The organism is Sandaracinobacteroides sp. A072, from assembly GCF_052616365.1.
Genome location: NZ_JBQXGU010000001.1, coordinates 191,251 through 216,175 on the forward strand (window position 1 = coordinate 191,251; position 24,925 = coordinate 216,175).

A 24,925-nucleotide genomic window follows, 5' to 3' on the forward strand; every position below is an offset into this window, starting at 1 on the left:
GGAGCCGCGCTGACGCGCCGGCTCCGCCTGCGGCCTGTATCATGCCTGCGGCATGGCGTGCGCCATAAACGCATTGCCTTCCGCCCTTCGCGCGCTATCAGGCAAGACGGAGGCGGAAATGAAGCGCGTGGCTTTTTTCAGGATCATGCCGAAGGCTCTTGCGGCCCTTATGGCTGTAGTGGCCCTGCTCTGGGCGCCGGCCGCGGTTGCCGGGGCGGACGGGGCAGCGCCGCGCAAGGCGTCTTACGGGGCAACGGTTGGCTGGGCCATCGCCATTCATGGCGGCGCCGGCGTCATCGAGCGCGGCAGCCTTTCGCCTGAAACCGATGCCGCCATCCGCACGACGCTTTCGGCCGCGCTGAAGGCGGGCGAGGATGTGCTGGCCGCCGGCGGCCCCGCGCTCGATGCCGTGGAAGCCGCCGTTCGGGTCATGGAGGACAGCCCCCATTTCAACGCCGGCCATGGCGCTGTCTTCACTTCGGCCGGCAGCATCGAACTGGATGCCGCCATCATGGACGGCCAGACCCTGAAGGCCGGCGCCGTCACCGGTGTTGCAACCACGAAGAATCCTGTCAGCCTCGCCCGGGTGCTGATGGAGCGTGGGCCGCATGTCTTTCTTGCGGGGGCTGCTGCCGATTCCCATGCGAAGGCGGCTGGCCTTGCGCAGGTGCCCAACAGCCATTTCATGACCGAGCGCCGCCGCCGGCAGCTCGACAGCCTGAAGATGCATGGCCAAGGCGCGATGCTGGCGCCGGGGTCGCGCACCGATGAACTGCGCTTCGGAACCGTGGGCGCCGTCGCCCGCGACCGTGCCGGCAATCTCGCCGCCGCCACCTCGACGGGCGGGCTGACCGGCAAGGCGCCCGGCCGGGTGGGGGATACGCCCATCATCGGCGCAGGCACCATTGCCGACAACCGTGCCTGCGCGGTATCGGGCACCGGCACGGGCGAAATCTTCATCCGCGTCCGCGTGGCCGGCCAGATCTGCGACCGGGTGCGCTTCGGGGGGCAGGATCCGGAGGCCGCCGCCGCTGCCGCCATCGCCGAGCTTGGCGCACTGGGCGGCGACGGGGGCGTGATCGTCCTCGGCCCAGAGGGCGACGGGCTTTTTGCCATGAACAGCAGCGGCATGTATCGCGCGCGCGCAAGCGCCGGCGGCAGCCGCGAGACAGGGATTTACGCAGACGAATGACCAGCGGTGTTTTCGATGTCCTGATCGTGGGCGCGGGCCAGGCCGGCGCCATGGCGGCTATCGCCCTGAGGCAGGAAGGCTTCACGGGCTCGATCCTGATGGTGGGGGAGGAATCCGACCTGCCCTATGAGCGGCCGCCGCTCTCCAAGGATTATCTGGCCGGCGAAAAGCCCGCCGACAGGCTGCTCATCCGCCCGCCGGCCTTCTGGACGGAGCGCGATGTCACCATCCTTCCCGAAACGCGCATCGCCCATGTCGAGCGCGGCGTGGCCACCGCCGAGGATGGCCGCCTTTTCCATTTTGGCAAGCTGATCTGGGCGGCGGGCGGCCATGCCCGCAAGCTGCGCTGCCCCGGCGGCGATCTGGGCGGCGTGCATGTGATCCGCACCCGGCAGGATGTGGACAATCTCCGCGCTGACCTTTCCGTCGCCCAGCGGGTGGCCGTGATCGGTGGTGGCTATGTCGGTCTGGAAGCCGCCGCCGTGCTGGCGGCCCATGGCAAGACGGTCACGGTGATCGAGGCGCAGCCGCGCTTGCTGGCGCGTGTGACCGCGCCCGCCATCAGCGACCATTATCTCGCGCTTCACCGCAGCCACGGGGTCGAGGTTCTGCTGTCAGCCCAGGTGGAAGCGCTGGAGGGCGATGGCCGTGTTTCGACGGTGCGGCTTGCCGACGGGCGCGGCATCCCTTGCGATGTTGCGATCGTGGGCATCGGCCTCGAGCCGTCCGTCGCGCCGCTGGGGCTGGACGGCAATGGCGTGCCGGTGGATGCCCACTGCCGGACCGCGATTCCCGATGTCTATGCCATCGGCGATTGCGCGGCCCATGCCAATGCCTATGCCCGCGGGCAGGTGATCCGCCTGGAATCGGTGCAGAATGCGGTGGACATGGCAAAGGCTGCCGCAGCCCATATCGTGCATGGCGATGCAGCCAGGCCCTATGCCGCATGCCCCTGGTTCTGGTCCAACCAGTATGATGTGCGTTTGCAGACGGTTGGCCTTTCGGCCGGCCATGACGAGACCGTGACGCGCGGCGACCCGGAATCGGGCAGCTTCACCCTTGTCTATCTGCGCGAGGGCGCCATCATCGCGCTCGACTGCATCAACGCCCCGCGCGACTATGTGCAGGGCAAGGCGCTGGTGGAACGCGGCGCGAAGGTCGCACCGGACCGCCTCGCCGATGCGAGCATTCCGCTGAAAGAGATGCAGGCCTGACCAGCCGGCAGCCCGATACCCCCCAGCTACGCACTCTGAAAGGATGACGCCCTTGCACCCGACTACCGCCAAGCTGAAGGCCCGGCTGAAACTGCCGGTCATCGCCTCGCCGCTGTTCATCATTTCCAACCCGGAGCTGGTGATCGCCCAGTGCAAGGCCGGCATCATCGGCTCCTTCCCGAGCCTGAATGCGCGCCCGCTGTCCCAGCTCGATGAATGGCTGCACCGCCTGTCGACCGAACTGACGGACGCGGATGCGCCCTATGCCGTGAACCTCATCGTCCACAAGTCGACCGACCGGCTGATGCAGGACCTTGACCTGGTGGTGAAGCACAAGGTGCCGGTCATCATCACCTCGCTTGGCGCGCGCGAGGATGTGAACGCCGCAGTCCACAGCTATGGCGGTATCGTTTTGCATGACGTGATCGACAACCGCTTTGCGAAAAAGGCGATCGAAAAGGGCGCCGACGGGCTGATCGCCGTGGCGGCGGGCGCCGGCGGCCATGCCGGTACGCAATCGCCCTTCGCGCTGATCCAGGAAATCCGCGAATGGTTCGACGGGCCGCTTGCGCTTTCCGGCGCCATCGCCACCGGGGATGCCGTGCTTGCAGCCGAAGCGATGGGCGCCGATTTCGGCTATATCGGCTCGGCCTTCATCGCCACCGAGGAAGCCCGCGCCGACCAGGGCTACAAGGACATGATCGTGGCGAGCGGCGCTGCCGACATCGTCTATTCCGACCTGTTCACGGGTGTCTGGGGCAATTACCTGCGGCCTTCCGTGGTGGCGGCCGGCCTCGACCCGGACAATCTGCCCAAGGGCGATGTGTCCACCATGAACTTCGGTTCCGGCGGCAACACCGATGCCAAGGCATGGCGCGACATCTGGGGTTCGGGCCAGGGAATCGGCGCGGTGAAGGCGGTTCTGCCGGCCGCCGAACTGGTTGCCAGGCTGAAGCGCGAATATGACGCCGCGCGCGCCCGTCTTCTGGGCGGGCAGGGCTGAGCCGCGGCTCAGCCCGCGCGGGCGGCGATTGCGGTTTCCACGGCAGTGCGGAACATCTCCGGCGTGAGCCGGCCGGTGTTCTGGTTGTACCGGGAGCAATGATAGCTGTCGACGATGGTGAAGCCCGTGTGCATCCGGTGGACGGCTGCGTGGGCGAAGCGATGCTTGGGCAGCTTGCCGCCCAGCACCTTCACCGCCGACTGATGGGCGACCTGGCCCAGCGCCAGCACCACCTTCAGGTTCGGCATGGCCTTCAGCTGCGCTTCGAGGAAGGGGCGGCACTGGTGGATTTCGGCTGGCAGCGGCTTGTTGGCCGGCGGCAGGCAGCGCACGGCATTGACGATCATCGCCCCGTGCAGGGTGAGGCCGTCTTCGGGGCTTTCGCCATAGGCTCCGCTGGCCAGGCCGAGGCCGAGGAGGGTTTCATAAAGAAGCACGCCCGCGAAATCGCCGGTGAAGGGGCGGCCCGTGCGGTTGGCGCCCCGCTCGCCGGGGGCAAGGCCGACGATGGCAAGCCAGCCATCCTGGTCCCCGAAGGCGGGGACGGGGGCGTTGAACCATTCCGGCTCACGCGCACGCAGCATGGTGCGGTGGGCGGCAAGGCGCGGGCAGAGCTGGCAATCGCGATCAGGTTCCATGCAAGGGGCCGCTAGCATCCCCCCGCGAAAGGGGCCAGTGTCGGCAGGCGGCGCGCATGCTGTTCCGGTGGTGGTGGCGCTTGGGTCCAACCGGTGCAGCGGCCGCCACGGCCGGCCGGAAGCCGTGCTTCGGGCAGCAGCGCGCGCGCTGGCGGATGCCGGGCTAGTGGATGTGCGCCTTTCCCCCATCCTGCGAAGCGCCCCCATCGGCCCGTCGCGGCGCACCTATGCCAATGCGGCGCTGCTGGCCTTGTGGGCGGGCGATGCACCCGCGCTTCTGGCCCTGCTGAAGCGAACGGAGCGGTGCTTTGGCCGGCGGCGCGGCCAGCGCTGGGGGGCGCGCGTGCTCGATCTCGATCTCATCGCCTTTGGCAACCTGCAGCTGCGCGCGCCCGGACTGGTCGTGCCGCACCCGCGGATGGCGGAGCGGGATTTCGTGCTGCGCCCCATGCTGGCGCTGTGGCCGCACTGGCGCCACCCCGCCACCGGCCTCAGCGTGCGCCACATGCTGGCGCGGCTGAAGCGCAGGCACCCGCTGAATGACGGGCAGGGTGGTTGATTCACGCCGAAAGCGGCCCTAGAGGGCTTTTCCGGTGTGGGCTCGTAGCTCAGTTGGTAGAGCAACGGACTTTTAATCTGTAGGTCTCGGGTTCGAGCCCCGACGAGCCCACCACCCCTTTTCCGCCATTTTACGCTTTTACGCTTCCGCTTCTGGTCTTCTGGCCAGATGCCGCCGGATGGGGCTTGCGGCCTGCGCCCGGCTCTGGTTGATGGCCTGCGGATGCCGGCCGCGCGTGGCCGGCCTGGGTTTGCCGAGCATCGGGGTAGCGACATGACTTACGAAACACTTCTCGTCGAGCAGCAGGGCGCCGTCACCATCGTGCGCCTCAACCGGCCGCAGGCGCTCAATGCGCTCAACAACCAGGTGCTGGGCGAGCTTCTGGCTGCCTTCGCCGCCTATGACGCCGACCCGTCGCAACGCTGCGCCATCCTGACGGGCAGCGAAAAGGCCTTTGCCGCCGGCGCCGACATCAAGGAAATGGCGCCGCAATCCGTCGGCGACATGTTCGGCACCAATTATTTCGCCGGCTACGAGCAGCTGACCCGCACCCGCAAGCCCGTCATCGCTGCGGTTTCCGGCTTTGCGCTGGGCGGCGGCTGCGAACTGGCGATGATGTGCGACATCATCCTTGCCGCCGAAACGGCGAAATTCGGCCAGCCCGAAATCAAGCTGGGCGTGACGCCGGGCATGGGCGGCTCGCAGCGGCTGACCCTTGCCATTGGCAAGGCCAAGGCGATGGAAATGTGCCTGACCGGCCGCATGATGGGCGCGGACGAGGCGGAGCGCGCAGGGCTTGTCGCCCGCGTGGTGCCGGCGGCCGAGCTGATGGCCGAAGCGCTGAAGATGGCCGAAGCCATTGCCGGCATGCCGCCGCTTGCCGCCATGGCGGTGAAGGAGCAGGTGAACATCGCCTTCGAGACCAGCCTGTCGCAGGGCATCCTCTTCGAGCGCCGCCTGTTCCATTCGCTCTTCGGCACGGATGACCAGAAAGAGGGCATGGCCGCCTTCATCGAGAAGCGCCCCGGCAACTGGACAGGCCGCTAGGCGGCGAACATTGGGGCCGGGAGCGGCGAAACGGGCGATTCCCCCGCGCAGCAGGCTGGGCTAGAACAGGGCCGATGCTGGTTCCGCTTCTTTCCGCCCTCGCGATTGCAGCGCTTGTCGCCCTGGCCTGGTGGCTGGGGTTTCGCGATGATCCCGTGCTCGACGAGGCCGCCGCCATCGCCGAGGCGGAAGGCAGGCTGGCCGGGTTTCGCGCCAGCGCGGTGGCGCTGGCCGCCGATGGCCGGGGTGCGATCCTGCGCGGGCGCGATGGCAGCTTCGGCCTGCTGCTGCCGCTGGGCGATGGCTGGATCGCCCGCCGTCTGCCGCCCGGCACCCGCCTCGTGATGGAGGGCCCGGTGCTGCGCCTGCGGCTTGACGAGCCGGTGCTGCGCGAGGCCCGGCTGAGGCTTGCAGCCAGCCCCGGCTGGCCGGAGCTGCGACCGGCATGACCCTTCCCGACCCTGTCACCCTCGCCATTCCCGGCTTCATCGCGCTTGTCCTTGTCGAGATGTGGCGCACGAAACGCATGGGCATCGGCCGCTATGACTGGCGCGATTCCGGCACTTCACTCACGCTGGGGCTGGGCAGCACCATCGCCGGCGTGCTCACGGGCGGGCTGGTGCTGGCGATCGCCATGTGGGTCTGGCAGCACCGGCTCTTCGACATTCCGTTCAGCTGGTGGGCCTTTCTGCTGGCCTTCGTGCTCGACGACCTTGCCTATTATGTGTTCCACCGCAGCGCCCACCGGGTGCGCTGGTTCTGGGCCAGTCATGTCATCCACCACAGTTCGCAGCATTATAATCTCACCACGGCGCTGCGGCAGACATGGACCGGCTTCTTCAGCCTCGCCTTCCTGTTCCGGCTGCCGCTGTTCCTCATCGGCTTCCCGCCGGAAATGGTCGCCTTTGTCGCCGGGCTGAACCTCGTCTATCAATTCTGGATCCACACCGAGCATGTCGGGCGGATGCCGCCATGGTTCGAGGCGGTGATGAACACGCCCTCGCACCACCGCGTCCACCATGCGGTGAACCCCCGCTATCTCGATCGCAACTATGCCGGCGTCTTCATCATCTGGGACCGTCTGTTCGGCACCTTCGAACCGGAACGCGACGACGACAGGCCGCGTTATGGAATCGTGAAGGCGCTGCCGAGCTTCAACCCGCTGTGGGCGGCCTTTCACGAATGGGTGGCAATCGGCCGTGACGCACTGGCCGCGCGAAGCCCGGGCGAAATCCTCGGCCGGCTGTTCGGGCCGCCCGGCTGGCAGCCCGGCGGCACGGGCGAGACATCGGAGACCATCCGCCGCCTGTGGCTGGAGGATCGGGCCGGCCAGGACCTTGCAGGCCAGCCAACAGGGCGGCAGTCGCCACAGCAGGAGCATTGACGAGCGTGGCACGCAAGTTTCTCTGGATCATCGCGATCCTCACCGGCCTCGTGATCCTGTCAGCGATCGTCTGGCGGCTGGCGGGGGACAGGCTGATGCGCCTGGCCTTCACGCCGACGGTCGGTTTCGCCGAGAGCGCGCTTTCGCCCGCGCCCGATTATGGCCGCACCGAAAGCTGGGTCGCCCATCCGCGCCTGCCCGGCAATCCGGCCTTGTGGACGCCTGAGGGCTTTGCCCCGGCGCCGCGCCCGGCGGCGTCCGTCTTCTTTGCAAGCCCCACGGCATGGCTCGGCCGCTCGCGCTGGAATGCGCCGCTCGACGACCCGGAAACGAACGACCGGCTGGAAAGCTTCACCCGCATGCAGGCCAGCCTGTTCAACGGTGTCGCCGATGTCTGGGTTCCGCGCTACCGGCAGGCCAGCTTCGGCGGCTTCCTTTCGCCCTCGGCAGACAGCGAAAAGGCGCTCGATCTGGCCTATTCGGATGTCGAGCGGGCCTTTGACGCCTTTCTGGCCGCCCTTCCGGCTGACCGCCCCGTCATCCTGGCCGGGCACAGCCAGGGCTCCCGCCATATCCTGCACCTGCTGAAGGCGCGCCGGGCGGCGCTGGGCGACAGGCTTGTCGCCGTCTATGCCGCCGGCTGGTCGGTCGCCCTGCCGGAGGATCTGGCGCTGACAGGCATTCCGGCCTGCGAAGGCGCCGGGCAAAGCGGCTGCCTGCTGTCTTGGCAGAGCTTTGCCGCCGACGGCGAGATTGCGAAGGCGCTTGCCGGCTTTGCCGCAGTGCCCGACCTGTCCGGCAAGCCGCTGGGCGATCGCCCCATGCTGTGCACCAACCCGCTGACGGGGGGCAACGGCGCGGCCAACGCCGACCGCAACGCCGGCATGCTGGTGAAGGAGGCGCTGGTGCCGCGCCGCGTCGGTGCGCGCTGCGATGCAACGGGCCTGTTGCTGATCGAGCCGGCGCCGGCCGACATCGGCCCCTTTGTGCTGCCCGGCGGCAATTATCATGTGTATGACTATGGGCTGTTCTGGGCCAATCTGCGCGCCGATGCAGAGGCCCGGCTTTCGGCCCATGCGGAAGCGCGTTTCGGCCCTGACTCTGAAGGTGAAGCCGGGGCCGAAGCGCCATGAGCATCGTGACGACAGATGCCGGGGACTTCGCCGCCCGGCTTCCGGCGCGCGGGCGGCTGCTTGCGCTCGACATCGGCACGAAGACCATCGGCATCGCGACCGCCAGCGCCGACTGGGCTTTTGCCTCCGCACGCCAGACCCTGAAGCGCACCAGGCCCTCGGCCGATGTGGAGGCGCTGAAGACGCTGGCGGCGGCGGAAGGGATCACCGGGATCGTCATCGGCCTGCCGCTGTCGATGAATGGCTCCGACAGCGAGCGCACCCAGTCCGTCCGGGCGCAGGCGCGCAACATCGCCCGCGCCATCGGGCTTCCCGTCCTGCTGTGGGACGAGCGCTGGAGCACGGCGGCTGTCGAGCGGGCGCTGATCGCGGCCGATGTCTCGCGCGCGAAGCGGGCCGAGCGGGTGGACGCGCTGGCCGCCGCCCATATCCTCGAAGGAGCGCTTGCCCGTCTTGCCCGGCTTGCGCCCGGAGCCTAGAGCTAGGCTCGTGACATCTCCATCCGGCGCCCATCCTTTTCCGCACCCGCATCTCCTCGCCATCGAGGGGCTGATGCCCTGGGAAATCACCTTTCTTCTGGACGAGGCGGAGCAGTGGGCGGCGGCTGGCCGCCGTGCCCGCAAGCATGATGACCGCCTGCAGGGCCTGACCCAGATCAACGCCTTCTTCGAGAATTCCACCCGCACGCTTCTGTCCTTCGAGATCGCGGGCATGCGGCTGGGCGCCGATGTCGTGAACCTCGCCGTTGGCGCCAGCAGCCTGAAGAAGGGGGAGACGCTGCTCGACACCGCGCTGACCCTCAACGCCATGCGGCCGGACGTGATCGTCATCCGTCACGAAAGCTCGGGCGCGGTGGGGCTGATAGCCGAGAAGGTCGACTGCCCGGTTCTGAACGCCGGGGACGGCCGTCACGAACATCCCACGCAGGCGCTGCTCGACGCACTGACCATCCGCCGCCGCAAGGGCCGGATCGAGGGCCTGCGCGTCGCCATCTGCGGCGACATCCTGCACAGCCGTGTCGCGCGCTCGAACTTCCACCTGCTGACGGCGCTGGGCGCGGAGGTTCATGCCGTTGCCCCGCCGACCCTCATGCCGGCGGGTATCGAGCGGCTGGGCGTGACACCCTTCACCGACATGGAGGCGGGCCTCGAAGGGGCCGATGTGGTGATGATGCTGCGCCTGCAGCTCGAACGGATGGACGGGGCCTATGTGCCCAGCACGCGCGAATATTTCCGCACCTTCGGCCTGACGCGCGCGCGGCTTGCCGGGGCCGCGCCCGATGTGCTGGTGATGCACCCCGGCCCGATGAACCGGGGGGTGGAGATCGAATCCGCCGTTGCCGACGATATCCAGCGCTCTGCCATTACCGAGCAGGTCGAGATGGGCGTGGCGGTGCGCATGGCCTGCCTGGATGTGCTGACCCGCACGCGCAGGGGGGACTGGCAATGACACCCATCCTCTTTCGCAATGCCCGCCTTGCCGATCCGGTGGGCGGAACCCTGAAGGATGGCGAGCTGCTGGTTGCCGGGCGGGTGATCGCTGCGATCGGCCATGGCCTCGCCGCGCCCGCCGATGCGGACGTGATCGATTGCGAAGGCCAGGTCCTGGCCCCGGGCCTGATCGATTCGGCGGTGTTCGCCACAGACATCGAGGCATCGGTTGCCGGCGGCATCACCAGCGTGCTCCTGATGCCGGACCAGTCGCCCGTGCTCGATGATCCGGCCCTTGTCGAACGGGCGGAGCGGCTGGGCAAGCCGCGCCTGTGGGTTTACCCAATGGCTGCTGCCACCCGCGGCCTCAACGGGCGCGAACTGGCCGAAATCGGGCTGATGCGGGAAGTGGGCGCCGTGGCGGTCGCAACCGGCCGCCGGGCGATCGCCGATGCGCAGGTCATGTTGCGGCTGCTGCGCTATGCCGCCGGGCTTGGCATGGTGGTTGTCGCGCATGCGGAATGCCCCTTCCTGACAGCGGGCGCTGTCGCCACCGAGAGCGAGAATGCGACCCGGCTTGGGCTGCCGGCTGCCCCGGCCGCCGCCGAGGCGATCCAGATTGCGCGCGACCTTCGCCTCGCCCGCGAGGCGGGCGCCGCCCTCCATATTGCCTGTGTGAGCACGGCCGAGGGGGTGGAACTGGTGCGCGCGGCACGGGCCGAAGGGCAGGATGTGACCGCCGCGACGACGCCAGACCATGCGCTCCTCTCCGATACGGCGCTTGCCGGCTATCGCAGCTTTGCGCGCCTGTCGCCGCCGCTGAGGACGGAGGAGGACCGGCTGGCCGTGTGCCGCGGCCTTGCCGATGGCACCATCTCGATGCTGTGCAGCCGCCACGACCCGCGCACGGCGGAAGAAAAGCGGCTGCCCTTTGCCGATGCCCTGCCCGGTGCGGCGGGCGCATCCACCCTGCTGGCGCTTGGCCTGTCGCTTGTTCACGAGGGGGTGCTTTCGCTTCCCGCGCTGATGGCGGCCCTGTCGGCGAACCCGGCGCGGCGTTTCGGCCTGCGCGCCGGCCGGCTGGAGCAGGGCGCGCCCGCGGACCTGCTGCTCTTCGACCCCGGCGCGCCCTGGCGCATCGATGCCGACAGCCTGCCCGGCAAATCCGGCAACAGCCCCTTTGACGGCCTGCCCGTGATGGGACGCGTGCGGCGGCTGGTGAAGGGGGGCGAAAGCCTGCTGCCATGACGCGGATCCCGGACAAGGGGCGACAGGGCGAGTCCATGATGCGACGGATGGCGGCTTTGCGGTTTCGGCTGCCAGCGCCCGGCTGTTAGGAAGAAGCGATGCGCGTGCTTGTCCTTCTCTGCGCCATTCTTCTGGCGGCGCCGGCTTCGGCCAATGTTGCGCGCGGGGTGGATAAATGGCGCGCCGGTGACTGGAATGGCGCGGTTGCCGAATGGACCGGCCCGGCCGCGCGCGGCGATGCCGATGCCCTGTTCAACATGGGCCAGGCCTATCGGCTTGGCCGGGGCGTCAGGCGCAACAATGATACCGCCATCGATTTTTACCGCCGCGCAGCCGCGAAAGGCCATGTTTCCGCCACGGCGAGCCTTGGCATCACGCTGTGGCAGGAAGGCCGCCGCACCGAAGCCCTGACCCACCTGCGCGACGCCGCCGACAAGGGCGACCTGCGCGCCGCCTATGTGCTGGGCGTGGCGACCTTCAGCGGCGATGGCGCGCCCCGCAACCCGGAGCTGGGCTATGCCTATATGCTGCGCGCGCGGGATGGCGGGCTGGAACCTGCAAGCGGGCAGGCCGCCCGCATGGCGACCCGCCTTACCGAGGAGGAGCGCGCGCGCGGTTCGGCGGCGGCCGCCGCCCTTGCCGCCGGGCGACCTGTCGCCGTGGCGCTCGCGCAGGCGTCCGGGGCACAGGCATCGCGGCCAGAGGCATCAGGGGCTTCAGCGCCCGAATCGCGGCAACCGGCGCGCGCTGCCGCAAGCGAATCGCAAGCGGTGGCCGCGTCCGACGATGCCAGCGCGGATGGGCGGGTCGAAACGGCCCGCGCCGAACCGGCTGCCGCTGCCACCGATGCCGCCGCCATTCCCGGCTGGAAGGTGCAGCTTGGAGCCTATGCCACCGAACGGGCCGCGCGCACCGCCTGGGCCGCGCTGGTGTCGCAATCCGCCGGACTGTTGAAGGGGCAGACGCCCATCTATTCCCCGCGCTCGGGGCTGGTGCGCCTGCAGGTGGGGCCGTTTCCCGGGCGTGACGATGCAAGCAGGCTGTGCGCCAGCCTGTCGGCCGCCGGGCGGCCCTGCTTCGTGACATCGCGCTGAGCGACTCGCGCTGAGCGACTCGCGCTGAACGACTGGGGCCCGGCCATGCGCATGGCGCTTGTGGAGGGCAGCCAAAAAAAAGCCGCTGCGCCAGGGCGGCGCAGCGGCCAGGGTTCAGGGAGGGAGTGCGCCGCCGGGAAGGGCGGCAACACTCTCGCGGGTGGCTAAAGGGGGATAACGCCAGCCCGCATCGGAAATTTGGGGTTTTGGCGATCAGATTTCAAGCGGCACAAATTGCCTCATGCCGCGCTTTTGCGCGGCCGTGCGGGTACGGGGGCAAAGCGGCTGGGAAGGGCGGCTGGGCTGGGCCTTTCCAGCCGCGCCCCCTTTTCAGGAGCCGGCTCTTTTCAGCCCTGCCCGGCGATGCGCGCGTAGCGGTCCACGCCGTTCACGCGTGCGCTCCGCACCTTGCCGGCCCGCTCCAGCCAGCGCAGGTGGGCGATGGCTTCGCCCGTCGCCATTTCCAGATCGCGTTCGGATACCGCCCTGCGAAACAGCACGGAGAAGCTTTCGAAGGCGGTGCGGGGCGTTTCGCAGAAATCCAGCAGGGCGTCGAGCTTGCGGTGGTGATCATCCGCCAGCTGGTCGAGCCGGCTGTGCAGGCCGTGAAACGGCTCGTTGTGGGCCGGCAGGACGAGCGTGTCTTCAGGCAGGGCCCGCAGCTGTTCGATGCTGGACAGCCAATCCTCCAGCGGGCTGGCGGTCGGTTCGGTCGGATAGACGGAGATGTTGGAGGTGATCCGGGGCAGCACCTGATCCCCCGAGATCAGGATCCTGGATTCCGGCTGGAACAGGCAGACATGTTCGGGGCTGTGCCCGTTGCCCACGACCACCTGCCAGCAGCGTCCGCCGATATCGAGCCGGTCTGCGTGGCGCAGCCTGTGATAGCCCACTGGCAGCCTGTGCACCCCGCGCGCGAAGCCGCCCTGTTCCTTTTCCGCCAGCGCCGCCAGCGCGTCCTCTGGCCAGCCGGCGGCACGATAGAAGGCGAGAATGGCGTCTGGCGTGCGCTCGGCCGTTTCGAGCGTCAGGGCCTTGGCGAAGAGGAATTCGTCACGGCTCATTTCGAGCGGGATGCGCCATTTGGAGGCGATCCAGCCGGCAAGGCCGATATGATCGGGGTGGTAATGGGTGACGATCAGCCGCCCCACCGGCTTGCCGGCCAGCGGCCCTTCGAACAGGGCGCGCCATTGCGCCTTGAGCGCCGGCAGGGGGAAGCCGGAATCGACGATGACCCAATGATCGCCGCCGTCGATCACCCACAGGTTGATATGGTCGATCCCGAAGGGAAGCGGCATGCGCACCCAGAAGATGCCTTCGCCCACTTCCCACAGCGTGTCGGTGCCGGGCACCGCCTCGCCATGAGGGTAGGAAAGGCCGCCGCGCATGGCGGGCGCGGCGGGCGCCCGGGGGATCGGCGCCGCCTTCACTCCGGCGTGCGGAACAGCGTTTCGGCCGTGTGTTCGCGCGGGGTTTCCCTGCCTTCCTCGGCGTGGGCTTCCCGCTCGGCCTTCAGTTCGGCGAGCATTGCGTCGCGATCGGCGCCGAGGCGGCTGTCTTCCTGCGGGGCGACACCGGCCTTCTTGGCGGCGGCGGCCACCAGCGCATCCAGTTCCCGCTGGGCGCACAGGCCAAGCGTCACCGGATCCTTCGGCGTGATGTTGGCGATGTTCCAGTGCTCGCGCGTGCGGATTGCGGCGATGGTCGTCTTGGTGGTGCCGATCAGCTTCGAGATCTGGCCGTCGGTGATCTCGGGGTGGTGGCGGATGATCCAGGCGATTCCGTCGGGCTTGTCCTGCCGCTTGGCCAGCGGCGTGTAGCGCGGACCCGAGGTGCGGCGCACCTGGGCCGGGCCGGCGATGATCTTCAGGCGGTAGGACGGGTCGGCCTGGCCCTTCTCGATTTCCTCCATCGTCAGTTCGCCGGCGCGCACGGGGTCGCGCGGGGTGAGCTTGCTGGCGGCGGTTTCATCGGCGATGGCCTGCACTTCCAGCACGTGGATCTGGCAGAAGGCCGCGATCTGCGCGAAGGTGAGGCCGGTGTTGTCGACCAGCCAGGTGGCAGTCGCGTGCGGCATGAGCGGCGGGGCCTGCTTGGTAGGGTTGGCCATGGCGGTATCCCTTGCACTGGATATGGAAACGGCCACCCCGCGAGGGGTGGCCGGTGAATGGTGGAAGATTAGGCTTCGCCGCCCCCGAGCGCAAGTGCGCATCGCGCGCACCCTTTCACGCCCGCGCCTTCCCGGCCCAATGGCCTATGGCGGCAAAGCCGCTGGCGCCCAGGGCGCGCATGCGCCGGGCCCGGCTTTCGGTCATGCCGCCCAGCGCCACCACCGGCCCCGGCGCACCGCGCGCCGCAAGGCCGAAGCGCAGTGGCCCCAGCGGCTGTTCGCCGGGGTGGCTGGCGGTTGCGAACACGGGCGAAAGGAAGACGAGATCCGCGCCCCGGGAGAAAGCCTGGAGCAGTTCGCGCCGGCTGTGGGCCGAGGCGGTGACCAGCCCGCCCTTGCGGGCGCGGGCCTGGCTGTCATGCCGGGGGCGGTGCGCGCCGCCGGCAAAGCCCGGCATGGCTGCGGCCACGACAGTCAGTCCGCGCGCGCGCGCGAGGCGGCAGAGCGCGGAGAGGAGGGCGCGGCGTTCGGCCTGCGGCCAGCCATAATGGCGCAAGAGGATGCCGCCGCCGCGCGGCAGGCGTCTGGCGGCTGCCCACAGCGGGTCCGCCGGGTCCTGCCCGCCGAGCCGCTCGTCGGTGAACAGCCATGCTCCGGGCAATTGCCCGCCCCTTCGCCTGCTTCCGCGCCCGGCGCTTCTTGCCTGTGCCATGGCGGGGCTTTACCCAGCCGGCATGAAGAAGGCCATTGCCCCCGCGCCGCCCACGCCTGTCGGCGGCCCTGCCGAGCGTCTTGCGCTCATTCATTCGGTGCTGGCTGCCGAAGCGAAGGCCGGGGGGCATCCGCCGCCCGCCCTCATTGCCATCAGCAAGACATTCGAGGCCGATTCCATCCGCCCGCTGATTGCCGCCGGGCAGCGCCTCTTCGGGGAAAACCGGGTGCAGGAAGCGCAGGCGAAATGGCCGGCGCTGTTGGCGGAAACGCCGGGCATCGAACTGCACCTCGTCGGGCAGCTGCAATCCAACAAGGCGGCGGATGCGGTGCAGCTGTTTCACGCCATCCACAGTGTCGATCGCCCGTCTCTGGTGAAGGCGCTGGCGAAGGCCGTGGCGGCGGCCGGGCGCCAGCCCATGCTGTTCGTGCAGGTGAACATCGGGGATGAACCGCAGAAGGGCGGCGTTGCGACCGCCGACCTGCCGGGCCTGCTGGCGCTTGCCCGAAGCGAGGGGCTGCGGATCGAGGGGCTGATGGCGGTGCCGCCGGCGGACCGCGACCCGGCGCCTTTCTTCGCCCTGCTGGCGAAGCTGGCGAGGGACCATGGGCTTTCCGGGCTGAGCATGGGGATGAGCGGCGACTATGACATCGCCGCACGCCTGGGCGCCACCCATGTGCGGGTTGGATCGGCCCTGTTCGGAATTCGCTGAGACATGCCTAAGCTTGGGAAAGGCTTCCTAACACAACTTCATAACTATTGCAGGTTTGTAATGTAAACCTGTGTGATTTCAATGCTTTAGTTGTTGCACCCAGCCTGCCTGAAATGGATAAGGCGGATATTCTCAGGGTCGGACATGCCTGGGGCCCGTGTTTGTGTGTGGGGGTCTTCCCCGAACGGGCCGCGCCAGGCAGCCGAATAGGTTGGATGCGACACGATGGTTGGTGTGAAGGAAGTGTGCGCCCTGCTGCTTGCGGGCGGGATCGGGGCCGGTTCGGTTGTGGCTGTGCAGGAGGCGCGGCCGCAGCAGGTGAAGGCCAAGCCGAAGGCCTCGGCGCCCAAGGTGTTCAAGGCATCGCAGCGGACGATTCGCCAGACGATCACGCAGGATTGCCCCTCGCTCGTTTCCTCGGGCGTCGGGCTGGCGGAGCTTCAGCCTGTCTCGCCGACGGATCCGCTGCAGCTGGCGGCGCTGGATGAAATGGCCATCGGCAAGGTGCCGGGGGGTGGCCTTCCGCTTCCGCCTGTCGTTTCGGGCATTGGCGGCGGTGGTGGGGGCGGTTTCCTGCCTGAGCCGGGCGGCTCCATTCCATCCGTGCCGCAGCCGGCATCCTGGGCGATGATGGTGGCGGGTTTCGGCCTTGTCGGCATGGCGCTGCGCAAGGGCGGCGAAGGCGATCAGGGCGCCGGCAAGGATGCTCCCGGTGGCGGGAGCGTCCCGGAAACCGTTTGACGCGTTAGCGAGTCGGTCTGGCGAATCGGGGGTCGATCCGGGGGAATCGGCCCCTTTTTGCCGTGCGAATCAGGGCAAAACGGCCTTGCGGAAGGTGCCCCGGGGTGATTCGCGGGCCCGAATCGCCCCTGTGGCAGCGATGTTCCGGCGTGCGGTCGAATCTCATTAATTGATCAGTTCTGCTTAAATATCAGAGGCTTGGGCTGTTTGCTGAAGACATCTGGTGCATGATTCGCCTGCGCGAATCACGAATCGAGGCGTGAAGCTGAACGCTGGCTGACCATGACTGCGAGTCGCCCCTTTGGGCGGACAGAATAGAGTGGCCGGCGGGCCCGGATGTGCCCCGAAACTTCTGGCACAAGCCATGTTTCAATGTTGCAATCCTGTTTCGGCCGCAAGCCGGGCCAGCCGAACCGCGCTGCTGCCCAGACATGTGCCGTCTATGATTTTTGCAATTTACTTGCCTGCTGGTGTGAGTGTGAGATTTTATACTCCTTCGTGACAGAAGCAGGTTCTCGATTTCATGATTTTTACTTCTAATCAACTTGGAGGTTGGCAATCTTCAGGATGCGTGCTGCGGCGATCAATCCGGTGCCAGTCAGGTCCGTTCCGGTGCCGAAAATCGGCGTCACCCGCGCAAATTTCGCGTTCCGGGTCGTGGGGCGAGAATCCGCTTTTGTTCTCGCCTCTCCCTAGGGAAATGTGTTGCAGGAATGTTAACAAAAGCAAAAAAGACCGTTGTTCAAAGGGGTTCACAATGTTTTTTGATTGCAGTCTGTAACAGACATGGTTACCAAACACTCAGGAACGACGGCCGCTCGGCCAGCAGGCGCCCCAGGCGGGCATCGGCACCGAAACGGCCCGGCTTCCCGGCCCGCCTCGAAACGCAGGGGGCGGGTCAGAACAAAACTCCGGCAAAGTCCGGGATAATAAAGGGATGTCGCAATGCGGAATCTGTTCAAGAACCTTATGGCCGACAAGAGCGGTGCTTCGGCCGCTGAATATGCTCTCATCATCGCGGTCTTCGGCGTGTTCGTCGTTGCCGGCATGACCGCCCTGGGCGGCGGTTTCCAAACCGCCATGGGCACGGCCGTCTCCGAACTCGAGGGCGCTGCCTAATCCTGACAGCAACTCAGGCTAGACGGATCAGGGCCCCCGCGTTCCTCCAGTCGCGGGGGCCCACCCTCCAGGCCGGCCAGGCGCCGGCCCGGCAGAGCGGCTCCATGGATCCTGGCCTCCTGGCATCCAGTCACATGCCATCAAGCCCCGGAAGCCGCTGACTTTACCAGACCGTCTGGCGCCGCTGGCTGGGTTTCCAGCCTACGTCTCCTCTGCGCCTGCCGCCTGACCGGGCCGGCCGCGCACAACGGGATTGACGGGGACCATGCGCCGATCGTCGATTTTCCTCCTTCTCGGAGCTGTCCTGCTGGGCCTTGTCGCCGTTCTCGCGGCGCGGATGTTCCTGGTGCCGGACAAGAACAGCGGCCAGAACGCCGCTCCCAAGACTTATGTGGTCGTCGCCTCCAAGCCCCTGAAATTCGGGGACAAGGTTGCGCTCGAAAATGTGAAGGCAATTGCCTGGCCCGGCGCTCTTCCAAGCGGCGGCTATGGCAGCGTCAAGGATGCCATCGGCGATGGCAGCCGCAGCGTGCTGCGCGATATTGCGGCCAATGAGCCGATCCTCGCCACCGCTCTCACGGGTGACGCCAGCCGCCTTGCCTCTTCCAAGCTTCTCGGGCCGAACATGCGGGCGGTTTCGCTGCCGCTGTCGGAAACGGCTGGCGCCGGCGGCTTCATTGCGCCGGGCGACCGTGTCGATGTAATCCTCACGCGCACGCTCGATCAGGACAATGTCTTCGCCACCGTCGTGGTCCAGGGCGTCCGCGTGCTGGGTGTTGGGCAGATCAACGACACCGCTAACAGCCAGCCTGTTGTCGTGAAATCGGCCACCATCGAGGTGACGCCGGAGGATGCGCAGCGCATCGCGATGGCTCAGAATGTCGGCGTGATCACGCTCGCCCTGCGCGGCACGGGTGATGAAAGCCAGACGCCACTTCCGACGCTGAGCGTGAGCCAGCTGCAGGGCGGCGTGCGCCGTGTTTCGCAGCCGACACAATCTGCCCCGGCAGAATCCGCGCCGGCGCAGCCGGCAGCGCAGCAGCAGCCCGTGCGGCCGTCCGCCGTCGTCCTCGGGCGCGGACCTTCGGTCACGGTGGTGCGCGGCACCGAACCAACCAGCTATCGGGTGGCGCAATGACGGCCGCCTTCGAACGCCAGAGCAGGAGCCAGGGCGTGAGCATCATCCAGCCGGGCCATCAGGCCCCCCCTATCGAAACGCGCGGGGCCGGTTTCTGGTCCCCCGGCAAGGCGGCGCTTGCGCTCTCCGTGGCGGCCGTGCTCGCCATGTCGGGCGGGATCGCGCCGGGCGCCATCGTCTCTCCGGCGATGGCGCAGGTGACGGCTGCGGGCGATGCGCGCACCGGCGCCGTGATGACGGTTCCGGTCAACAAGTCGCAGGTGCTGAAGCTCGACCGGCCCTTTTCGCGGGCGATGATCGGCAACCCCGAAATCGCCGACGTGATGCCGCTTTCGGTCAACAGCGTCTATCTGCTGGGCAAGGCCAATGGGTCCACCAACCTTGCGCTCTATGACCGCCGCGGCGACCTGATCGCGGTCGTCGATGTTGTCGTCGGCCCGGATGTGCTTGGCCTGAAACGCCAGGTGTCCGAAATGTTCCCCGGCGAGGATGTGCGCCTTTCCAACTCGAACGAGAGCATCGTCGTCGAGGGGCAGGTGTCCAGCCCGATTGCAGCCGAGCGTATCGTGGCGCTGGCGGAAACCCATGCGCCGGGCAAGGTTCTGAACCTTCTGTCCGTCGGCTCGCCACAGCAGGTGCTGCTGGAGGTGCGGGTTTCAGAAATGTCGCGCGGGACGGTGAAGCAGCTGGGCATCAACAGTTTCACCTGGGAAAACAGCTCGACCGCCGGTGCGGTCGGCGCTGTGCCCGATCTCAAGTTCGGGCCGTTCAGCGCCGCACTTGCCGTCTTCGGGCCGGGCATCAATGTCCGTCTCGATGCGCTGGAGCGGCAGGGGCTGGTGCGGACGCTGGCCCAGCCGAACCTTGTGTCCCTTTCCGGCGAGCCGGCTAACTTCCTGGCTGGCGGCGAGTTCCCGGTGCCGGTGGGCGTTAACCAGAATGGTCAGCTTTCCATCGAATTCAAGCAGTTTGGGGTAAGCCTTGCCTTCACGCCGACGGTGCTTGGTGACGGGCTGATCAACCTGGTGGTGGCGCCCGAAGTCAGCTCGCTCGACCGCGAGGCATCGATCCAGCTCAATGGCTACAACATTCCCGGCCTGAAGGTCCGGCGCGCCAAGACGACGCTGGAAATGCGCGATGGCCAGTCCTTCGCGATCGCCGGGCTGATCCAGCAGGATTTCTCCGACACGGTCCGGGCCATCCCGCTGCTCGGCAAGATTCCGATCCTCGGGGCGTTATTCCGCTCGACGGACTTCAACAAGGCGGAGACGGAACTGGTGATCACGGTGACGCCGCGCATCGTCCGTCCGGTGAAGCCCGGCCAGCTGTCGCTTCCGACCGACTCCGTCCTGCCGCCCGACCCTGCCAGCCTGTTCCTTCTGGGGAAGACGGAAAAGCGGGCGCCGCAGAAGCCGATGTCGACGCTGCCCGGCGGCATCGACGGCGACCATGGCCATATCGTGAGGTGAACATGCGACCTGTAATCCTGCCTGTAACTCTGATTGGCGCCGCGCTCATGCTGATGGCTGCCGGAAACGCGCCCGGAACCGGGCTTGGCTGCTCGGTGCGGAGCAACATCGAAGTCATGACGATCGACATGGACCCGCAATATGCGGGCACGCTGATCGAAGGCGGAGAGGGCCGGCGCAGCGCCGAAGCGGTGCGCCGCTACATGACCGACAAGGTGAAGCAGCCGATCCGCGCCAGCGGCAGCACGCAGATCGGCGGGGGCGGGAAAGACTGATGCGACACGAACCTCTTGATCCGGACGCGGGGGCAGCCGTGACGGAGGGTGAACCCTGGCGGCGCGGCGAGCCCCAGAACGGCACGCGGCAGCGGGTCGCGCTGATCCTGCGAAGCACTGCCGGCCACGAGGGGCTGGTGGCCGGGATGGAGGCCGCCGGCCTCGACGTGCGTCTTGAAGACACCGCCCTTTCGGCGATCACCGAGGATGCGGCCTTTTTCGCGCTTGCCGATGCCGTGGTCGTGGAAATCGACCCCGCCAGCAGCAGCGCGGTGGAGGCCTTCGACCGGCTGGTGCACCTGGCCGCCGGCCGCATCGCCGTGATCGCGGCGGTGGAGGGGCTGACAGTTGCCCAGACCCGCATGCTTCTGAAGGCGGGCGCCGTCGACGCCCTGCCCATGCCCTTCACGCCCGAGGAGCTGCGCCACGCCCTGGAGCCGGTGCGGCGCACGGCCCGCCCCGCCGCACGCAGCGGCGGCGCGCACCAGCGGCAGGGCCGCATCATCAGCTTCATGGGCGCTCTGGGTGGCGTGGGCGGCACGGCAATCGCGACGCAGGCCGGGATCCTGATGGCGGCGCAGAAGCGCACTCTGTTCCTCGACCTCGACATCCAGTTCGGCAACAGCGCGCTCTATCTCGATCTCCGCCCGTCGCTCACCCTTGGCCATCTGATAGAGGACGAGGAGCGGCTGGACGCGGAGCTGATGGAATCGGTGTCCATGCGGCACGGATCGGGCCTGAACCTCATTGCCAGCCCGTCCGACATGATGCCCCTCGAGAGCATCAACATCGAGTTCGTGGACCGCATCCTCAGGCTTGCGATGCAGTCCTATGACATCGTCATCGTCGATCTGCCCACGGCATGGACCGAATGGTCGCTGCGCGTGATCGAGCGGTCGGACATCGCCTGCCTTGTCACCAACCTGTCGGTTCCCGGCATCCACCAGGCGCGCCGCCAGCTCGAGATCATCGAGGCGAACAACCTGATGGACAAGCTGCGGATCGTCGCCAACCGCGTTCAGAACAAGCTTTTCGGCCGGGTGGACCTGAAGGAGACCGAAGCGGTCCTGGGCCGGAAGATCGATTACACCATCACCAATGACTACCCGACCATGAGCGCAGCACTCGACGAGGGACGCCCGGTGGGCGACGTCCGCTCCGGCGGGCGCATGGTGAAGGACCTGAAGGCACTGGTGGAATCGCTTTCCACCGTGCTGGCGAGCGAAGGAGCACCCCGCCTGTGATCTGGCCCAGCCGCAAGCAGACCGGAAACGCATCCGCCCCGCGTGCAGCGGAGCCGCCGGCCCCCGCCCCCGCCCCTGTTGCCGCCCCTGTCGCTGCCCCCGCGCCGGCTGAAGCGAAGGCGATGACCGCGGCGGTGACTGCGGCGGCGACCGCTGCCGCAACGCCGCCGGTGGGCAAGGACAGCGCGCGCGCGGAGGCCCTGAAGCTCGAGGCCAAGACGGACCTGAAGGTCGAGCTGCACCAGAAGCTACTCGACCGGATCAACCTGTCCGCCCTCGACAGCATGAGCCGCGAGCAGGTGGGCCGCGAGATCGGCGACATCGTGCAGGAAATGCTGAAGGAGCTGAACCACGCGCTGAACCTGGCCGAGCGCCGGCAGCTGGTGGAGGACATTCTCGACGAGCTTCTTGGCCTCGGGCCGCTGGAGCCGCTGCTGAAGGATCCGTCGATCAGCGAAATCATGGTCAACACGGCCTTCATCGTCTTTGTCGAGCGCAAGGGGCGGATCGAGGAAACCAAGGCCAAGTTCGCCGACAACAAGCATCTTCTGCGCATCATCCAGAAGATCGTTTCCGGCATGGGCCGGCGCATCGACGAAAGCTCGCCCATGGTGGACGCCCGCCTGCCCGACGGCAGCCGCGTCAACGCCATCATCCCGCCGCTGGCTGTCGACGGCCCGATCCTGACGATCCGGAAATTCGCCAAGGTGCCGATCGACATGGACAAGCTGGTGGGGCTTGGCGCCATGCCCGATGCCTGCGCCGACGTGCTGCGCGCAGTCGTTGCCGGACGCCGCAACGTGCTCATCTCGGGCGGCACCGGCTCGGGCAAGACGACGATGCTGAACGCCATGTCGGCGTCCATCGGCGCCCATGAGCGGATCGTGACCATCGAGGATTCGGCGGAACTGCAGTTGCAGCAGCGCCACGTCATCCGGCTGGAAACCCGGCCCGCCAACATCGAGGGGCGCGGCGAGATCAACCAGCGCGACCTCGTGAAGAACTCCCTGCGGATGCGCCCGGACCGGATCGTGCTGGGCGAGTGCCGCGGCGGCGAAGCCTTCGACATGCTGCAGGCCATGAACACCGGCCACGACGGCTCGATGACGACCATCCACGCCAACACCCCGCGCGACGCGCTTTCGCGCCTCGAGCAGATGATCGGCATGAGCGGCATCGACATTTCGCCGAAATCCGCCCGCGCCCAGATCGCCTCGGCCATCCATGTCGTCATCCAGCTGGAGCGTCTTTCCGACGGCAAGCGCCGCCTGACCTCGGTTGCCGAAGTGACGGGCATGGAAGGCGAGACGGTGCTGCTTCAGGAAATCTTCCGCTTCGACCGCCAGGGCATTGACGAGCAGGGCAATGTGAACGCCGAGCTGAAGCCCACCGGCATCCGGCCGAAGTTCACTGAATATCTGAGCGCGCGCGGCATCAAGCTGGCGCCGCACCTGTTCGACCCCTATCGCCGGCTGGATAGCCGTCTGGAGACCGCGGCATGACACTGTCTGGCGCACCGCTCATCTTCCTGACGCTGCTGTTCTTTGCGGTGGTGCTGCTGGCCGAGGGGGCCTTCTACTATCTGCGCGACGTGCACGGGCCGAAGAACCGGGTGAACCGGCGGCTCGAGATGCTGAAATCGGGCGCCATGGCCGAGGAAATCCAGGCTTCGCTGCGGCGCCAGGCGCAGAAGCGCGAGAAGTCGCTCGCCACCTCCATCCTCGACTGGCTGGAGCTGAAGCTGAATCAGGCCGGCATGCGCCTCGCGCCGGAGCGGCTGCTGATGATGATGGGGATGGCGACGCTGGGCATCGCCGTCACCGTGCCCATCCTCCTCGGCTTCGTCGACATGCTCGATAGCTTGTCATCGCTGCTGGTCGTCTTCGCCTTCGCCATCGGCATCGGGGTCGTCATCCCGATCCTTGTCATCGACCGCAAGGCGATGCAGCGGGTGAAGAAGTTCGAGGAACAGTTCCCGATCGCGCTCGACATCTTCGTGCGCGGCCTGCGCGCCGGCCACCCCGTCACCGGCGCACTCGACCTGCTGGTCGAGGAAATGCCCGATCCGATCGGCTCGGAATTCGCGATGGTGGTGGCCGAGATCAGCTATGGCTATGATCTGCGCGATGCGCTGGCCAACCTCGCCCGCCGGGTGCAGACGACGGATATCCAGATGTTCGTCGTCTCGGTCGCCATCCAGTCCGAGACGGGCGGCAACCTGGCCGACATCCTTGATGGCCTGTCGCGCGTTATCCGCGACCGCGCCTCGATGGTGCTGAAGGTCCGGGCGCTTGCCAGCGAAGGCAAGATGACAGGCGTTGTGCTCAGCGTGCTTCCGCTCGTCACCTTCCTCGGCGTCTTCGCCATGCAGCCGGACTTCTTCCTCGATGTCGTGGACGATCCCTGGTTCATGCCCGGCGCCCTGGGCGTCTTCTCGCTCTACTCCACCGGCATCCTCCTGATGCGCAAACTGATCGATCTGAAGGTCTGAGGCCGGCATGAGCAATGATCTCGTCAGCTACCTGATCCTGGCCGCGGTCTTCGGGGCCGTTGTGCTTGCGGTGCTCGCCATCGCGCCCTCGCTTGGCCGGAAGGTCGACCTGGCTTCGCGCCTGTCGACGACGCCGACCGCCCGCGAGGCGTCCGCGCGCGGGGGCGCCGGCGGACCGACCCTTCGCAACGACCATACCGGCAACCTCTGGGCCAAGCTGATCTCCGAGGTGGAAAAGCGCGGTCTTTCGCTCGATGATACCAAGGCCGACGTGCTCGCCGAACGGCTGGCGCTTGCCGGCTACACCAAATCCTATGCGGTGCGCGCCTTCGTGCTCATCCGCTCGGTGCTGACGCTCGCATTCCCGGCGATGGCCTATCTTTTCATGCTGGTCACGGGGTCCGCCAGTTCGCCGATGGACCTTTACATGGTTCTGGTGGTTGCAGCCGCCGCCGGCCTTTATCTTCCGAACGTCATCGTCAGCAGCCAGGCATCGAACCGCAAGCAGGAAATCCTGAACGGCTTTCCCGATGCGCTGGACCTGATGCTCGTCTGTGTCGAGGCGGGCCTTGGCATCGATGCCTGCTTCGCCCGCGTGGGTCAGGAAATCGTCGAGCTTCATCCGAAGCTTGCGGATCTCTTCGCTGGCGTCTCGCTCGAACTGCGGGCCGGGCGGCCGCGCGCCGATGCGCTGAAGAACATGGCCAAGCGCAGCGGCGTCGCCGAGATCGCCTCCTTTGCAACCCTTGTCGTCCAGTCGGACAAGCTGGGCGCCAGCATCGGCCAGGCCCTCAAGGTCTATGCCGCCGAAATGCGCGAAGGCCGGCGGATGCGGGCCGAGGAAAAGGCGCACCGGCTTCCGGTTCTCCTTTCGGTGCCGCTGGTCGTCTTCCTGCTGCCCACGATGATCGGCGTTCTCGGCCTGCCGGCCGTGATCCAGATGCGCGACACGATAATGTGATGGGGATGATC

General features: G+C 67.5%; 26 protein-coding genes and 1 tRNA gene. 23 read left to right on the plus strand and 4 right to left on the minus strand.

Translation table 11 applies throughout. The features are described from left to right. Positions 1-169 precede the first annotated feature (169 nt). From ACUJ46_RS00895 to ACUJ46_RS00905, 3 genes are read left to right on the plus strand one after another with little or no spacing between them, the layout of a single operon-like run. A complete protein-coding gene (locus tag ACUJ46_RS00895; protein WP_445388575.1) occupies positions 170-1,192 on the plus strand; it encodes an isoaspartyl peptidase/L-asparaginase family protein in 1,023 nt (340 codons plus the stop codon). Next, positions 1,189-2,406, plus strand: a complete 1,218-nt coding sequence (locus ACUJ46_RS00900) for an NAD(P)/FAD-dependent oxidoreductase (protein ID WP_445388576.1) — start codon at positions 1,189-1,191, stop codon at positions 2,404-2,406. The genes ACUJ46_RS00895 and ACUJ46_RS00900 overlap by 4 nt, the downstream gene beginning before the upstream one ends. Positions 2,407-2,458: 52 nt before the next feature. Continuing rightward, positions 2,459-3,409, plus strand: a complete 951-nt coding sequence (locus ACUJ46_RS00905) for an NAD(P)H-dependent flavin oxidoreductase (RefSeq protein WP_445388577.1) — start codon at positions 2,459-2,461, stop codon at positions 3,407-3,409. Between the two features lie 8 nt (positions 3,410-3,417). Here the strand turns inward: ACUJ46_RS00905 and ACUJ46_RS00910 are convergent, their stop codons facing one another. Next, positions 3,418-4,047 carry a uracil-DNA glycosylase gene (locus tag ACUJ46_RS00910; protein ID WP_445388578.1) on the minus strand — a complete coding sequence of 210 codons (630 nt, stop codon included), beginning with the start codon at positions 4,045-4,047 and terminating at the stop codon, positions 3,418-3,420. 37 nt (positions 4,048-4,084) lie between these two features. Between ACUJ46_RS00910 and folK the strand changes: the two genes are divergently transcribed. The 10 genes from folK to ACUJ46_RS00960 all read left to right on the plus strand — a co-directional run bounded on the left by folK (position 4,085) and on the right by ACUJ46_RS00960 (position 11,942). Then, a complete protein-coding gene (gene folK / locus ACUJ46_RS00915; protein ID WP_445388579.1) occupies positions 4,085-4,606 on the plus strand; it encodes a 2-amino-4-hydroxy-6-hydroxymethyldihydropteridine diphosphokinase in 522 nt (173 codons plus the stop codon). A gap of 38 nt (positions 4,607-4,644) precedes the next feature. Next, positions 4,645-4,720, plus strand: a tRNA-Lys gene (locus ACUJ46_RS00920). Positions 4,721-4,879: 159 nt separating this feature from the next. Further along, complete coding sequence (locus tag ACUJ46_RS00925) at positions 4,880-5,653, plus strand: enoyl-CoA hydratase (RefSeq protein ID WP_445388580.1); 774 nt, start codon at positions 4,880-4,882, stop codon at positions 5,651-5,653. A 74-nt stretch (positions 5,654-5,727) separates the two neighbouring features. Then, positions 5,728-6,102: a hypothetical protein gene (locus tag ACUJ46_RS00930; RefSeq protein WP_445388581.1), complete on the plus strand. Its 375-nt coding sequence runs from the start codon at positions 5,728-5,730 to the stop codon at positions 6,100-6,102. Continuing rightward, positions 6,099-7,037: a sterol desaturase family protein gene (locus ACUJ46_RS00935; RefSeq protein WP_445388582.1), complete on the plus strand. Its 939-nt coding sequence runs from the start codon at positions 6,099-6,101 to the stop codon at positions 7,035-7,037. Before ACUJ46_RS00930 ends, ACUJ46_RS00935 begins: the two co-directional genes overlap by 4 nt. A gap of 5 nt (positions 7,038-7,042) precedes the next feature. Then, complete coding sequence (locus ACUJ46_RS00940) at positions 7,043-8,170, plus strand: DUF3089 domain-containing protein (RefSeq protein ID WP_445388583.1); 1,128 nt, start codon at positions 7,043-7,045, stop codon at positions 8,168-8,170. Positions 8,171-8,172: 2 nt separating this feature from the next. After that, positions 8,173-8,649 (plus strand): Holliday junction resolvase RuvX, encoded by a 477-nt coding sequence (ruvX, locus tag ACUJ46_RS00945; protein ID WP_445389501.1) that lies wholly within the window; start codon positions 8,173-8,175, stop codon positions 8,647-8,649. A gap of 10 nt (positions 8,650-8,659) precedes the next feature. Further along, a complete protein-coding gene (locus ACUJ46_RS00950) occupies positions 8,660-9,619 on the plus strand; it encodes an aspartate carbamoyltransferase catalytic subunit (protein WP_445388584.1) in 960 nt (319 codons plus the stop codon). Next, positions 9,616-10,848, plus strand: a complete 1,233-nt coding sequence (locus tag ACUJ46_RS00955; protein ID WP_445388585.1) for a dihydroorotase — start codon at positions 9,616-9,618, stop codon at positions 10,846-10,848. Before ACUJ46_RS00950 ends, ACUJ46_RS00955 begins: the two co-directional genes overlap by 4 nt. 98 nt (positions 10,849-10,946) lie before the next feature. Then, positions 10,947-11,942, plus strand: a complete 996-nt coding sequence (locus tag ACUJ46_RS00960; RefSeq protein ID WP_445388586.1) for an SPOR domain-containing protein — start codon at positions 10,947-10,949, stop codon at positions 11,940-11,942. A gap of 347 nt (positions 11,943-12,289) precedes the next feature. On the opposite strand, the gene ACUJ46_RS00965 is transcribed toward ACUJ46_RS00960, so the two are convergent. The 3 genes from ACUJ46_RS00965 to ACUJ46_RS00975 all read right to left on the minus strand — a co-directional run bounded on the left by ACUJ46_RS00965 (position 12,290) and on the right by ACUJ46_RS00975 (position 14,713). Then, positions 12,290-13,330, minus strand: a complete 1,041-nt coding sequence (locus ACUJ46_RS00965) for an MBL fold metallo-hydrolase (protein ID WP_445388587.1) — start codon at positions 13,328-13,330, stop codon at positions 12,290-12,292. 38 nt (positions 13,331-13,368) lie between these two features. Continuing rightward, positions 13,369-14,052, minus strand: a complete 684-nt coding sequence (locus ACUJ46_RS00970; protein WP_445388588.1) for a cell cycle transcriptional regulator TrcR — start codon at positions 14,050-14,052, stop codon at positions 13,369-13,371. Between the two features lie 115 nt (positions 14,053-14,167). Further along, entirely contained in the window at positions 14,168-14,713 is a 546-nt protein-coding gene (locus tag ACUJ46_RS00975) for a thiamine phosphate synthase (protein WP_445388589.1), read from the minus strand. Between the two features lie 73 nt (positions 14,714-14,786). Here ACUJ46_RS00975 and ACUJ46_RS00980 point away from each other — a divergent pair, with 73 nt between their 5' ends. The 10 genes from ACUJ46_RS00980 to ACUJ46_RS01025 all read left to right on the plus strand — a co-directional run bounded on the left by ACUJ46_RS00980 (position 14,787) and on the right by ACUJ46_RS01025 (position 24,914). Then, on the plus strand, positions 14,787-15,476 hold the full coding sequence (locus ACUJ46_RS00980; RefSeq protein ID WP_445388590.1) for a YggS family pyridoxal phosphate-dependent enzyme: 690 nt from the start codon (positions 14,787-14,789) through the stop codon (positions 15,474-15,476). A gap of 225 nt (positions 15,477-15,701) precedes the next feature. Then, complete coding sequence (locus ACUJ46_RS00985) at positions 15,702-16,217, plus strand: PEPxxWA-CTERM sorting domain-containing protein (protein WP_445388591.1); 516 nt, start codon at positions 15,702-15,704, stop codon at positions 16,215-16,217. 945 nt (positions 16,218-17,162) lie between these two features. Then, positions 17,163-17,336 (plus strand): Flp family type IVb pilin, encoded by a 174-nt coding sequence (locus ACUJ46_RS00990; protein WP_445388592.1) that lies wholly within the window; start codon positions 17,163-17,165, stop codon positions 17,334-17,336. 265 nt (positions 17,337-17,601) lie between these two features. Next, positions 17,602-18,474 carry a Flp pilus assembly protein CpaB gene (gene cpaB, locus ACUJ46_RS00995; protein ID WP_445388593.1) on the plus strand — a complete coding sequence of 291 codons (873 nt, stop codon included), beginning with the start codon at positions 17,602-17,604 and terminating at the stop codon, positions 18,472-18,474. Between the two features lie 35 nt (positions 18,475-18,509). Next, on the plus strand, positions 18,510-19,943 hold the full coding sequence (locus ACUJ46_RS01000; protein ID WP_445388594.1) for a type II and III secretion system protein family protein: 1,434 nt from the start codon (positions 18,510-18,512) through the stop codon (positions 19,941-19,943). Between the two features lie 2 nt (positions 19,944-19,945). Then, positions 19,946-20,218 carry a hypothetical protein gene (locus ACUJ46_RS01005; protein ID WP_445388595.1) on the plus strand — a complete coding sequence of 91 codons (273 nt, stop codon included), beginning with the start codon at positions 19,946-19,948 and terminating at the stop codon, positions 20,216-20,218. Then, the gene (locus tag ACUJ46_RS01010) at positions 20,218-21,462 is read left to right on the plus strand and encodes an AAA family ATPase (RefSeq protein ID WP_445388596.1); all 1,245 of its coding nucleotides are present in this window, start codon (positions 20,218-20,220) and stop codon (positions 21,460-21,462) included. Before ACUJ46_RS01005 ends, ACUJ46_RS01010 begins: the two co-directional genes overlap by 1 nt. After that, a complete protein-coding gene (locus ACUJ46_RS01015) occupies positions 21,459-22,964 on the plus strand; it encodes a CpaF family protein (protein ID WP_445388597.1) in 1,506 nt (501 codons plus the stop codon). Before ACUJ46_RS01010 ends, ACUJ46_RS01015 begins: the two co-directional genes overlap by 4 nt. Next, the gene (locus tag ACUJ46_RS01020; protein ID WP_445388598.1) at positions 22,961-23,953 is read left to right on the plus strand and encodes a type II secretion system F family protein; all 993 of its coding nucleotides are present in this window, start codon (positions 22,961-22,963) and stop codon (positions 23,951-23,953) included. Before ACUJ46_RS01015 ends, ACUJ46_RS01020 begins: the two co-directional genes overlap by 4 nt. A gap of 7 nt (positions 23,954-23,960) precedes the next feature. Beyond that, positions 23,961-24,914, plus strand: a complete 954-nt coding sequence (locus tag ACUJ46_RS01025) for a type II secretion system F family protein (RefSeq protein ID WP_445388599.1) — start codon at positions 23,961-23,963, stop codon at positions 24,912-24,914. The last annotated feature ends 11 nt before the right edge of the window (positions 24,915-24,925 follow it).